The 13,687-nt window shown below is 34.6% G+C and carries 8 protein-coding genes; 2 read left to right on the forward strand and 6 right to left on the reverse strand.

Features of this window, described 5'->3' with window-relative positions:
* Positions 1 to 86: 86 nt before the first annotated feature.
* The 5 genes from FLACHUCJ7_RS17440 to FLACHUCJ7_RS17460 all read right to left on the reverse strand — a co-directional run bounded on the left by FLACHUCJ7_RS17440 (position 87) and on the right by FLACHUCJ7_RS17460 (position 11,701).
* Entirely contained in the window at positions 87 to 2,396 is a 2,310-nt protein-coding gene (locus FLACHUCJ7_RS17440; protein ID WP_180909806.1) for a GH92 family glycosyl hydrolase, read from the reverse strand.
* Between the two features lie 346 nt (positions 2,397 to 2,742).
* A complete protein-coding gene (locus FLACHUCJ7_RS17445; RefSeq protein ID WP_078228138.1) occupies positions 2,743 to 4,362 on the reverse strand; it encodes a RagB/SusD family nutrient uptake outer membrane protein in 1,620 nt (539 codons plus the stop codon).
* Between the two features lie 18 nt (positions 4,363 to 4,380).
* Entirely contained in the window at positions 4,381 to 7,392 is a 3,012-nt protein-coding gene (locus tag FLACHUCJ7_RS17450; protein ID WP_078228139.1) for a SusC/RagA family TonB-linked outer membrane protein, read from the reverse strand.
* A 162-nt stretch (positions 7,393 to 7,554) separates the two neighbouring features.
* Positions 7,555 to 9,483: a glucosamine-6-phosphate deaminase gene (gene nagB / locus FLACHUCJ7_RS17455; protein WP_180909807.1), complete on the reverse strand. Its 1,929-nt coding sequence runs from the start codon at positions 9,481 to 9,483 to the stop codon at positions 7,555 to 7,557.
* A gap of 40 nt (positions 9,484 to 9,523) precedes the next feature.
* On the reverse strand, positions 9,524 to 11,701 hold the full coding sequence (locus tag FLACHUCJ7_RS17460; RefSeq protein ID WP_180909808.1) for an alpha-N-acetylglucosaminidase: 2,178 nt from the start codon (positions 11,699 to 11,701) through the stop codon (positions 9,524 to 9,526).
* A gap of 222 nt (positions 11,702 to 11,923) precedes the next feature.
* Between FLACHUCJ7_RS17460 and FLACHUCJ7_RS17465 the strand changes: the two genes are divergently transcribed.
* Entirely contained in the window at positions 11,924 to 12,091 is a 168-nt protein-coding gene (locus FLACHUCJ7_RS17465; RefSeq protein WP_219634126.1) for a hypothetical protein, read from the forward strand.
* 42 nt (positions 12,092 to 12,133) lie between these two features.
* Here the strand turns inward: FLACHUCJ7_RS17465 and FLACHUCJ7_RS17470 are convergent, their stop codons facing one another.
* Positions 12,134 to 12,376, reverse strand: coding sequence for a hypothetical protein (locus FLACHUCJ7_RS17470; protein WP_031453592.1), 243 nt, complete (start codon positions 12,374 to 12,376; stop codon positions 12,134 to 12,136).
* 215 nt (positions 12,377 to 12,591) lie between these two features.
* Between FLACHUCJ7_RS17470 and FLACHUCJ7_RS17475 the strand changes: the two genes are divergently transcribed.
* Complete coding sequence (locus FLACHUCJ7_RS17475; RefSeq protein WP_180909809.1) at positions 12,592 to 13,665, forward strand: hypothetical protein; 1,074 nt, start codon at positions 12,592 to 12,594, stop codon at positions 13,663 to 13,665.
* Positions 13,666 to 13,687 lie beyond the last annotated feature (22 nt).

Consider the following 13,687-nt stretch of genomic DNA (forward strand, 5'->3'; position numbering starts at 1 on the left):
AGTATGTCAGCATGAGAGTCGAAGTTTTTTCGTGGTAAAAAATCTTCGACTAACTCAGAATGACCATCAGATTAAATTTAATATTACTACTTGGATGTACTCGACATTTCTAAAATTAGCTCTCCCCCACCGGTAATTTTCTCTTGAGAAATACTATAATCGTTTACAGGAGCATTATTGTATTTTATTTCCTTTATATAAATGTTTTCCGAGCTGTTGTTATGAGCATTGATTATAAACTTTTTACCTGTATAATATTTTGGATTCAGCTCAATTTCTATTTTATTGAAAATTGGGCTTCCGATCTGGTAAACTGGATTTTCCTCGGTTCCGCCATTCATTTGAAATAGACCAATTTTTAGCAGTACATTTAAACTTCCCATCAATCCCTGATCTTCATCTCCATTGTAACCTGTTGACGGAGCTAATCCGCTAAAAGTTTCTTTTACAACATTTCTTGTCCAGTATTGTGTCAGATCCGGTCTTCCTAATAAACTAAAAATATTAGAAGTCTGCATCGATGGCTGGTTTCCGAAATTAATTGGAATTCGACTAAATTCAGGATGTAATTCTGCATCGTGAGAATTTCCAGAAGTATATTTTAAATTTTTGGCTGTTTCAAACTGGCTGTTTAATTTTAAAACTGCATTAACTTTTCCGCCCATTAATTCGGCCAAACCATTTATATCATGTGGTACAAACCAGGTCGCCTGAGCACCGTTTGATTCTATAAAGCCGTTTTCGTATTTATAAGGATCATAATTATCAAGCCATTTTCCTTCGATATTTTTAGGCCGCATCCATCCTGTTGTTTTATCAAAAACGTTTTGATAGTTTTTAGACCTGCCGATAAAGTAATTGTAATCTTCCTGAAGGTTTAACTTTTTGGCCAATTGTGCCAAAGTCCAATCCTGATAAGCATATTCAAGAGTCTGACTGGCTCCGTCCTGATGACTTCCGAAATTTCCATCCGGAAGCGGGTACGGAACATAGCCTTTTTCTAAATAATATTTTAAACCGCCGCCAATGTCTGTATTGTGTTCATATCCGGCTTTTCCCATAATACCATTTAGCATATGGTTTTTTTTGAGTGCGGTATAAATTTCTTGCAGATCCTCTTTTACCAATCCTTTCTGGATAGCACTTACAATAAAGGGGGTAGCTGATGCACCTGTCATTACAAACGTGTCATCACCTCCCGAAGGACCACGCGGAATCATGCCGCTGTCTTTATAATATTGCATTAATGAGTGTACAAACTCTTCCATTATTTCAGGATATGCAAGTCCCCAGAGTGTATTAATAGTCCATTGTGCTCCCCAAAAAGCATCTGAATTGTAATGATTGAATTTTGGTTTTCCGTTTGAATCCAAAGGCAATTGTCCTATTCTGAATTTTTCTCCTGAGTTATCCGGATAAGCACCGTTTGCATCGCTGATCATTTTTCTTCCCTGAAGGGCATGCCAGAGGTCGGTGTAAAATCTTCTTTGATCTGTTGGTGTTCCGCCTTCAACTTTTATCCTGCCCAACAAATTATTCCATTCTGTTTTTGAATCGCTTACCACTTTATCAAAATCCCAATGTGGTAATTCTTTTTCCATATTGATAGCCGCATTTTCAATTGAAGTATATGAAATGCCGACTTTCATTATTATTTGTTTGTCTGATTTTCCAAAATTCACCAAATAATTCCCTGTAGTTATATTTTGTTCTATTGAGGTTACTGGCTCATTAAATTTAACTTTAAAAAATACAGTCAAAGGTTTTGGACGTCTGAAATTAGTGCTTAAAACTAATGAGCCTGATAGTTCCTGATCATTGTTTTTTTCCAATTTTCCATTCGTATTTTCGCAAGGACCTAAAATAGTATTCAAATTAAACAAAATTGCTTTTTCAGCTGAATCCGGAAATGTATATCTATGAAAACCAACTCTTTTTGTACTGGTTAATTCTGTAGTGATCTGATATCTGTCTAATTTCAGCAAATGGTATCCAGGAATTATTTTTTCTGTTTGATGACTGAATTTAGAATAAAAATCGGTAAAAATGTTTTCTTTATTTTTTGGCGAAATAGTAACCGGCATAACTGAAACTCCGGATAATTGCCATTCGTGGATATGACTAAAACCTCTTATTGTATCTGTTGTGTACTTATATCCACCTCCCCAATCGCCATTAATTTGCGTATCGGGACTCAAATTTACCATTCCAAACGGACGACTGGCGGAAGAAAAGAAAAACCATCTTGAATTTTCAGTGTCCAACAAAGGATAAACCATATCTAGCGCCTTATTTTTATTGGCGGAAGTATTTTTTTCAGCTTTGCATGACACTAAAAAAATAAGAATTAAACTTATTCCTATGCGTCCAATTTTATAAATTTTATTTAGTTTCATTATCGTCTTTGTATTGTCAGAACAACCTATTTGTTTTATGCTGAATAATTTTAATGACCGATTGATTTTAAAATACAGTATTGAAGAATTACCTGAGAAAAGTACTTTGCCTATTTCTCAGGAAAATTCAATCAACATTAGGTTTGCATAACAACTTATATTCTAAATTGTTCTGCATTAGAATTCTGATTTTGGTAATCAGCTTGGGGGCAAAAAAAGTCCGTGAATTCATAAGGGTAAAATGAAGTTTTACAAAAATTTTAAAAACTTCTTAATAAAAAGGGAGAAGAAAATTCTCCTCTCCCTTTTATAATTAAAACTAACTGCAATTATTTTTCCTTGGGTCCTATTGAGGATATCCTTCATTTTGAGTTAAAGCAGGATTTAAAACCCTTGCCCCTGTCGGAATTGGGAAAACACGACGATATGTATCAGTGTTTGTTTTGTATCCCCATTGTCCTTCATACTTTCCAAAACGGATCATATCATTTCTATGCCATGCTTCCCATGTAAACTCACGGCATCTCTCTTTGTAAAGTTCTTCTAGTGTTATACTGCTCAAAGCTGCAGAAGTGGTACGATTTGAACGAACCATATTTACGAGTGCTAAAGCATTTTGTCCTAAGGTTTCGCTACCTCCGCGTAAAATTGCTTCAGCTTTCATTAACAATACATCTGAATAGCGTAAAAATGGTACGTCATTATTTTGATTACGGCTTGTGGAAGTATTGTCAGGATAAAATTTAATATTTCTGTATCCCATGTTCCATGCAATTTCGTCATTTCCTAAATCAAACAAAGTAGCGTTTTGGCGAGGTTCAATATTAGGTGTCAGGTCTACCTGATATGTATAAGCTGCACCACCATCTGAACCGGTATAGAATTGGTCATACCCTTTTTTTGTTGTAGTAACTCTTACCGGAGTAACGCCATCGTTCAGGTATTGTAAACCTGTTAACCATTGTCTGTTACGAATATCATTAGCATCATTAAAATAAGCATAAAATTCAGGTAAGGTACTTCTTGGAGCACTAGGCGTGAAAGGAAGACCAAATTTCGCTCTTTCAGATCTTGGTACATCATAACGCGCATGATACATCTGACCATTAAATCCAACTGTGGTAGCAATAGGATCATAAGGTACCGCAAAAATAAACTCTTTCATTTGTGGACCATTATTTGGATAAAACATCTGAAGGTAAGTGGCTCTTGGTTCAATATTATACAATCCTGAACCAATTACCTGATCACAAGCTGCAATACAATCATTATAACGTTGTGTTCCTGTATATACCTGAGCATTCAGATACAATTTGGCAAGCAATGCATTTGCAGTCTGTTTGTTAGGTCTTCCGTAAGTTGTAATTCCTGAAGCCGCATTCAAATTAGGAATTGCTTTTTTTAATTCTTTTTCGATAAAATTAAACACCTCAGTTCTGCTCGATCTAGGACGAGAGCTAAAATCTCCATAAAGCGTATCCAACGGTACATCTCCGTAGCTGTCCATTAACATATAATAAGAGATAGCACGCATTGTTTTTACTTCAGAAATCAAAGTGTTTTTTTCTGCACCTGCCGGCATTGCCTGATTTAGAATTGAAATGGTCTGATTACTGATCCCTATTACTTTAGATGACCAGTCCCAAAGACTTCCTATGATGCCGTTGTCAGCTGTCCAATCATGAAAATGCATGGCAATGTAGTTTCTGTTATCAAACCAGTTTCCTCCTCTTGCAGGCAAAATAGCTTCATCTGTAGACAATGATTGTGACCACCACCAGGAGAATGCAAAGTCACCTCGGAAAGCAGAATAAACCGGCCCTGTAGTTTGTATGTATTGTGTCGAGTTCTGAGGAAAAACCTCCGGGGTAAGTTGTGTTGTAATGGGCACATCAAGATCTTCACAAGACCAGAATAATCCAACCATAAGTACCGGAAGTCCCAAATATTTTAATATATTTTTCATAATTTTTAGAATTAAATTTTAGAATATCACATTTAAGCCAAACATAAATGTTCTGGTTTTTGGATAGAAGTTATTCGAATCTACACCAGGAGCTGTTCCTCCCTGTTCTACTTCCGGATCAATTCCTGAATACTTGGTAATAACAAACAAGTTATTGACCGTTTGATATACACGTACGCTTTGAATAAATTTACTCACTTTACCAAAATTATATCCTAAAGTCATATTGTCTAATCTGATATAACTGCCGTCTTCTATAAAACGTGATGAATATTTATAAGAATTAAGATCATTTGGCGACTCATTTGCCGCATCTGTTAAGATGTTAGTGGTCATTGCAGTACTAGGTCTGAATAAATCAGCTTTGGTAGCATTGAAAATTTTATTTCCAAAAACTCCTCTGAAGAAAACACTCAAATCAAATTTCTTATACTGGAAATTATTCCCCCAGCCTAATAAAACTTTTGGCTGTGCACTTCCTGCATAGTGATAATCTACACCAATTGCAGGAGTTGTGGTTAAGCTACCGTCTTTGGCAACATATTGAGAAACACCTGCAGCATTTTTACCTGCGTATTTAAGAGTAAAGAATTGCCCTAGAGGTTTTCCCTCTTTAAAAATTTGTAGTGTACTACCAGTTTGTCCTCCTCCGTCAGGCTGTACTCTGCGGATAGAGTCACCACCAATAAAGAATGGATTTGTTAATTTAACAATTTCATTTTTATTGCTTGCCACATTCAAATTCGTTGACCATGTAAAGTTTGCGGTTTTAACAGGGGTTGCCGATAGACTCACCTCGATACCTTTGTTAGACATCGTTCCACCATTTGCCACAATTGTTCCTACTGGTACAAGTACCGGACTAACGGAATAATTAAAAATCATGTCTGTTGTTCTCTTGTCGTACAAATCAACAGAACCGGTAACTTTTCCATTAAACAATCCAAAATCAACTCCAATGTTTTTAGTTGCAGTTTTTTCCCATTTCAAATCCGGATTTGCAGCCTGGTTTGGTCCATAGGCTCCAATTTGCTGTCCATTGTAGTAAAAAGTTCCTAAGCTTCCTGAAATAAACTGAGCTGTGTAAGCATTAAATCCTGATGAGTTTCCTGTAACTCCATAACTTCCACGTAATTTTAAGTCACTGAAAATTTGCTGATTTTTCATAAAATTTTCTTTGTCAATTCTCCATGCTGCTCCTACAGAAGGGAAATATCCCCAACGGTTATTTGCTCCAAATACAGAACCTCCGTCTCTTCTAATTGTTCCCTGTAATAGGTATTTATCCTGATAATTATAATTTAAACGGGCAAATTCACCTATTAAACGTGTTTTTTGGTAGGCTCTGCTATCTCCAAAATTCACAACATATCCATTCACTGATGTATAATTACTAAGTGCAAGGTTGTTATATCCTACGTTATCTACAGGGAAATTGGTTGCTGTTGCCTGAAATCCGTCTCCTAATGTATTTTCCTGCCAGGAATATCCTAAAACAGCTTTTATCTTATGAACTCCAAGAGTTTTGTCCCATGTTAAGAAACTTTCAATAATGTTATTTGTGTTTTCATAATTATTTCTCAAGGCAGAACCATTTATACCAAAATTAATTAACGATTTAGTTTGTGGTGGATCTGGGTTATTATAGAAATTAGCACTATTATATCTCGAATAATAACTATCGTAAAACTCTCCATGTGAAGAAGTCAGCTTTTGGTGTGCAATGTTTAAGTTATAGGTAAATCCAAAAGGAAGTTTTACCTCTGCAGTCAGGTTACCAACAAGATTGTTTGTTTTTGTTTCGTCTGTTCCGTGTTGTATTAAAGCAACAGGATTAAAATAGCCAGTACTTGTGAAATTTTCAAAAAAACTTCCGTCAGCATTTCTTACAGGTGAAACCGGAAGATAACTTGCTGCCTGTAAAAGTACAGTATTACGCTGCGGTACATTTGTATATTTACTATTAGAATTGGTTACATTTAAACCAAATTTAACTTTATCATCAAAAGCAAATTGCTCAACAGATAAACGGGCTATTACACGTGAAAAATCACTTTTTAAAAGAACCCCTTCCTTATTAAGTGAAGTAATACTAGCAGTATAACTGCCATTCTTACCTCCACCGCTCATCGATAAGTTATGACTGCTTGATTTTGCTTTTCCTGATCTTAAAATTTCTTTCTGCCAGTTTGTATTAGCACCTTTGTCATTTTCAGGAGTAAAGTTCAAATTGTTTTTTGTGGTAAATGCTCTCAATTGAGCTGCATCCATCATATCCAGCTGATTCGAAACTTCTTCCCAGCCAACATATCCGTTATAAGCAATTTGAGTTCTGTCTTTACTGCCTTTTTTTGTAGTAACCATAATAACCCCATTGGCAGCACGGTTACCATAAATTGCAGTTGCAGCTGCATCTTTTAATACATCAATAGTTGCGATATCATCTGGTGAAATCATAGAAATATCAACACCCGGAACACCATCGATTACATAAAACGGTCCCTGAGAACTGTTTAATGTTGAAACACCACGCAAAACAACAGAAGCTGTTCTTGTAGGATCTCCACTTGATGAAATGTTAAGACCTGATACCTTACCTTGCAGTAATTGTCCAACATCACTTATTGCTCCTCTGTTTAATTCATCAGCTTTAATAGAGGTTACAGATGTTGTCAAATTTTTACGGGATCCTTTTCCGTAACCTACTACTACAACTTGCTCTAAAGCGTTAGTAGCAGAAGCCAGTTTAATTGTCAAATTTGTTTTTGTTCCGTCTAATTTAACAGTTTGATCTGCAAATCCAAGAAAGGATACAAGTAATACTGCATTAGGATTTGAAACAGATATTTTGAATTTACCATCAAAATCTGTTACTACACTACGAGTAGTACCTTTTTCAAGAATATTAGCAGCGGGAAGCGGCAAATTCTTGTCATCTAAAATGACCCCGGACACTTCTGTTTTTTGTGCCCATGAATTGATTGAAAGACCTAGAAAAAAGGCTAACAATAAAAGTTTAAGTTTTTCCATATTCAGTATTTAGTTAATTGGTTAAATAGTTTTGTCGAAATTAGTATTAAAGAATTGTTAAGAAATGGACAGGTTATTCACAAACATGGATTTTTTTGCTAACCCCAATAAAATAAGGACTTACGAAGCTTTTTTTTATAAAATTATATAACTAAAATCTTATTAATACATCCATCTTACGAAAGCTTCCATTGCTGCATAATGAGCTAATCCAAGTTCATGATACAAATCTGCGGTCTCTTTGTTTCTGTCTTCGGCTCTTTGCCAAAATTCCCTGCTGTCTGAACCCTGAAAAACGACTCCGTCTTTTTGAGACTGATGTTTAAAAATTCCTTTTCTTTTTTCCATGACCTGATCCGGTCCCATTGGTACAGCCATCTCAATTTCATCAATTCCCCATTCCTGCCATGCACCTCTGTAAAGCCAAACCCAGCAGTCTTTCATAAAATCTTTTGTTTTCAAACGTGTTACTGCTTCAAAAACAGCATCCAGACAAACCTTATGTGTTCCGTGTGGATCTGCTAAATCTCCAGCAGCATATATCTGATGAGGCTTAATTTTTTCAATCAGATCCATCGTAATTTGAATATCTTCTTCTCCAAGCGGTTTTTTCTCAATTGTTCCGGTTTCATAAAACGGAAGTTCCATAAAATGAATCTGACTATCCGGGATTCCAACAAAGTAACAAGTAGACTGTGCTTCTCCTTTTCGGATTAATCCTTTAATGTTTCTAACTTCGGTAATATCAATTTCGCTGTTCTTTTTATTTTGTAGAAATCTCAAGGACTCTTTATAAATATCATCGGCCTCAACACTTTTAATACCGAATTTATCATTATAGTCACAAACAAAACCGGCAAATCGCAATGCTTCATCATCAGCAACTGCAATATTCCCTGAGGTCTGATACCCAACATGTACTTCATGTCCCTGTTCATGCAGGCGCTTGAAAGTTCCTCCCATACTTATAATGTCATCATCTGGATGCGGACTAAAAATAAGGACACGTTTTTTGGCAGGTTCTGCTCTTTCCGGTCTTTTACTGTCATCGGCATTTGGTTTTCCGCCTGGCCATCCGGTAATAGTGTTTTGCAGTTTGTTGAAAATTTTAATGTTGATATCGTAGGCCGGACCTAAATCTGCCAGTAGATCACTCATTCCGTTTTCAATGTAATCAGCATCTGTAAGCATTAAGATTGGTTTCTTTAGATGTAAAGCCAAACCTAAAACTGCTTTTCGTATAAGATTGTCTGTCCAGTTTACTTTTTCAACAAGCCATGGTGTGTTAATACGTGTTAGCTTTGAAGCTGCGGCTTTATCCAGTACAAATGTGGTATTACTGTGTTCTTGTAAAAAAGTTGCCGGTACGAGATTAGTTACTGTACCTTCTACAGATGCTTTAATAATATTTGATTTTCCTTCGCCCCATGCCAGAAGTATCACTCTTTTGGCTTCCATAATTTTTTTAACTCCCAGTGTAATGGCAGTTCTTGGTGTGTTATTCAGGCCTGAAAAATCGTTACTGGCTGCAACACGCGTAATATGATCCAAAGCTACCAAACGTGTTTTTGAATTTTGAAGTGAACCTGACTCATTAAATCCGATGTGACCATTTCCTCCAATTCCCAAAACCTGCAGATCAATACTTCCAAGTGCTTCGATCTTCGTTTCGTAATTAGCACAGTAATCCCCTATTGCTTCTTTTGATAAAGTGCCATCCGGAATATGAACGTTCTCCGGTAAAATATCAATATGATTGAATAGGAGCTCCTTCATAAAACGCACATAACTATTGATAGAATCGGGTTCCATAGGGTAATATTCATCTAAATTGAATGAAACTACATTTTTGAAACTCAAACCTTCTTCTTTATGAAGCCGAACCAGCTCTGCATACAAACTCTTTGGGCTTGATCCTGTGGCGAGACCTAATATACATAACTGATTTTGAGACTGCTTTTCTCTAATCAGACCTGCTATTTCATTGGCTACTGATTTAGATGCTATCACTGAATTTTCATAAACCACAGTACCAATATTCTCAAATCGCTTTTCAAAACTTGTTGCTTTGTCTATACTGCTTTTTAACATTGCTTTATTTTTTATTGTTAATATTTGATTATAATCCCTACTACATTTCGCTGCTTTCGCTCCATTTTGTTTCCCATTCTTTTATCGATGCTCTTACTTTTTCTTCATCGAATGCTGTTTTATTAAGAGCTGATTCTCTTTGTGACTCCAAAAACATTTTCCATCTTGGCCAATAAAAATCCTTATACATTCCTTTCCAGGCTCTTGAAGCGTAATCATTCAGGTGTCCTTCTCCGCCCCAAAGCGTTATTAATGTTTTGGCGTTTTTTACATATAATCTGGATTCTTCAGGGGTTGTTCCGTAATCTGATGCCGATTTTACCCAGTTTTTTAGGCTATTCAAAGGTTGAGCAGACATCATACTGTCAATATTCAATGCTGTTTTTTCTATTTTTTTTAATAACTCATCTCCTTTTTGAATGTCTTTTGATTCATAAGCTTTTACACATTCTATCAGCATTTTATCAATATACAGTGAGTAATAATGTCTGGACGCGTCTATAAGATCATATTTATACAGCTTATTTTTATTGTAGTTTTTACTTTCTTTATTTAAAATATCCAGAGCTTGTTTTAGTTTATCCATATCTCCCGGATTACCTTTGAATTCGGTTATTTTCAGCGTAGGTCTTTTAAAAAACAAATAAGCACCTGCCCAGTCATTCCACCAGCGGGTTTCCCAATATTTAGTACTGTAAACAGATTCGATTAACAATTGCCAACCCTGAAAAACAGCATCTGAAGTTTTTCCATATCTCGCATTTAAATGTTTTTTTAGCCAGTCATTTACAGGTTCTTTTCCTTGTGACCATGGAAGATCATAAATATATTCGTAAACTATAGAGTTATTATTCAGGCCTTCGGGCATTACACCATAACCTACAAGATTTCCTTTATGAGGATTGTCTAATAAGCCTGTAAGCTCATTTTTATAAAAATTTAAATCTCCATAAACAGGATTCGATCCTCCATAATTATGTACATAACCATAACTCCATTGTTTTCCGTAAAAAGCCTCCTGATTTTCCCATACCTTATATCTGTCGTTTGCATAATCCTGAACAATCATTCGGTCATTGGGTACTTTACTCAGAAAAGCTTTCGTGGCTTCTTTTGTCCAGAACTCCTTATTATCACCAAAAAGCCATCCCTGCATTACCCAGGTTGCTTTTGGGGAAGCCTCATTTATAGTTTCAAAAATGGTATTTCCATAATCTGCGAGTTCTTCGTATTTATTTTGTTCTGAAACCGGTGGCGTTATTTCATTAAAAGAATCGGCCAGATAAAAGTCAGACGGCCCATATACCTGAGTGTAGATTTCTATAAATCGTTTTCCTATTTCTTTAAACAAGGGATCATTGGGATCTAATAAATAAGTGCTTTCAAAACCTCCACCTGACCATGATTTTAATTCACTGATTTTTGAGTTGGGATGTGACTCTGCAAAAGCTTTAGGTACATAACCACTAAAAGCAGGTACTACCGGATGCATATCCAAATCCCTCATTCTTTGCAATAGTTTCTTCTGAATGTTTTGCTTTTTATTAATCCATTCCTGTGGCAGCGGTCCGTCGAGGGTATTTATATTCCCCATTCGCTGCCAGGGTAAAAATGCGGGTCCTGTAAAATGTTCCTGCAATTGCTTGTCTGTTAATCCATACTCTTTCCATAATTGCTGCCAGATTGATTCCTGACCTTCCAAAGCGGTAGGCAGATTAATCCCGTGTAGTGCCATCCAGTCAATTTCCTGCTCCCATCGTTTCCAATCCCACCAGGGTGTAGTGTAACCAAATGTACAGGCGTTTAAATATTTTCTGTATTTAAAAGGAGTATCTTGTTTTTTGGAATATTTAGGCCATGTTTTAGGCAAATCAATCCGGTTTCCTTCCCAGCTAATTGAAACTGCCCCAATATCTTTTAGAAAAGTATAAGCTGCATAACAAATTGAAGCATTTGAAGTTCCGCTAATTATTATCTTATTACCTGCTGATTCTACTTCAAACGAATCCTGGCTTTGGTTTTTGCTTTGCGCAATATTTAAATCAAAATCCTTTGCCCGATTGCCAATTAGTCTTTCTATTACCGCTCTGGCACTTTTTGTATTTTCTTTATTTTGGCAATATCCATTAGGGGCTAAAAAAAACAGCATCACAAAAAACAGAATAACGTTATTCTTCAAAGCATTATAATTTTTAATATTCAAACACTCACTTCTCATATATATTATATTAGATTAAAATCAAATTATTACTTAAAATATAAGTACAAAAAATAGGGAGATCATTAATAAATCTCCCTTTAACTAACACAAAAACTAACTCATTTTAATCCAGTATTGATTGCAATAATGGACATGAAACACTTTATACCATCTGATAACCATCAAATAAAATCAGATGTTTAACTAACGATAAAATTATTGATATAAAACCTTTGAGAGATGGACGCATTATTCAAAACTATAGACATATTATCCATAGTTTGCTCCTTTGCTTTAAGAGTTCTATTAAATATAAAAACTGCAACTTTTTTAGGGTTGCAGTTTTTATATTTTAGAAATATTATTGTTGGCGTAGAAAGCTTTATGGCTACTAAGATTGACCTGTAATCATTTGTATTACAATATTTACTTAAAAATATTTCAAACTCATCAATTAATTTTCACCTCTATAACCGGTCCTATTTTAGTGTTATTTTTAATCGTAAGTGAATCTATACTTTTATTTAAAGAATCGATTGATTTTAATGTCTCCTCCGACAGCATTTCTTCTTTAGGCAATTGGTTGGTTTTTATGTTGCTATTTTTATCATGCCTGTTTTGAGGAAATTTTAAACATAAAAAAGCGAATATAAGTACTGAAACGAAATAAATAAGTTCTCTTTTAATTTTCATTTTTATGTTTTTATATTAACATCTTAGATTATAATTATTACAGATGTTAAATGTATATAATCTATCTTAAACCATTACGAACCTATTCCTTGGTTATTCAATAAAATATTTAAATAATTAAGCTGACCTGATTGGAAAGTACACTATAAATTTTCCTACATTCGTCAAAGAAATCATTATATCAAATCCTTTAAAATCTCTTTAAATCTTAAAAAATGAAAAACATTACTTTTTGTATTCTTTTATTTAGTTCTATGTTATTTTCACAAAATGATGCTCCTGTAATAAAAGATGTATCCCTAGAAGATTATAAAAAGGCAGATTTGAAAGGGAAATTTGAGATGAATAAAAGCTTCGCAATAAAGGAAGCTTTACCAGTTTTAAGTTCCTATCAGACAATTGTGGATGAAAAATTTGCCGGAGTGAAAAATTTCGGAAACCTGGTCGCCAATATTAATTTTAATAACAATCAGGACATTACTAAACTAACAGCTAATAATTCTGACTATTGGCGTGCCACAATGGAAATGGAACAAAGCAATGAACTGATTCCAGTTACGAAAATTTTCATGCTTATTTCTCAGGGTGAATTTGATTATGCTTTGAAATATCTCGAAATTGTACAATTTTTTTCTAAGCGTGAAACGTATGCCGATAATTTTTTAATTCATCTAAAGGAAAGACTAAGTTTATTCAATAATCAGTTAGCTTCTGAAATTCAGAAAGGAATTGTAGAACATGATAAAGGAGAATTTGAAAAAGCTATTGAAATCTACACTGAAATACTTAAAAATTATCCGAATTCAGCGTGGGCAAATTTTGAATTATTTTATTCTCAGTCTGAACTGAATAATAAACTTGGAAACAAACATCTGAATAGTTTTGAAAATTGGGAAAAAATAAAAGGTAATATTTTTAGCCATAATCCTTTATATAATGTAAACATGAGTGCAAAAGATGCCAGAGAAGCATATCAGCATTACAGAAGAAGTCTGATTGATACATTATTTAGAAATAAAGACAATAAAATCGAGGACATTTATAAATACGCAGATATCGCAATAGATATGGAAGTTTATGATTTTGCTGCACAATTATTCTGGTATACATCTACTTATTCAAAAATTGATAAATCTCTTTACAAGTATTTGTATTGCTTAGAAAAATTAGGTGTAACAGATTTGAAAAAGAATTTTAAAGGCAATTTTGAGAAAGAATTTAAAGCTATTGATCGTGAAAAAGAAAAAGAAATGCTCAAAAGTGATGTTTACAAATCGTATTCTAAGTAGTCACATTTTTCCTGAAATGTTA

The sequence above is a fragment of the Flavobacterium salmonis genome (assembly GCF_903819435.1).
GTDB lineage: Bacteria > Bacteroidota > Bacteroidia > Flavobacteriales > Flavobacteriaceae > Flavobacterium > Flavobacterium chungangense.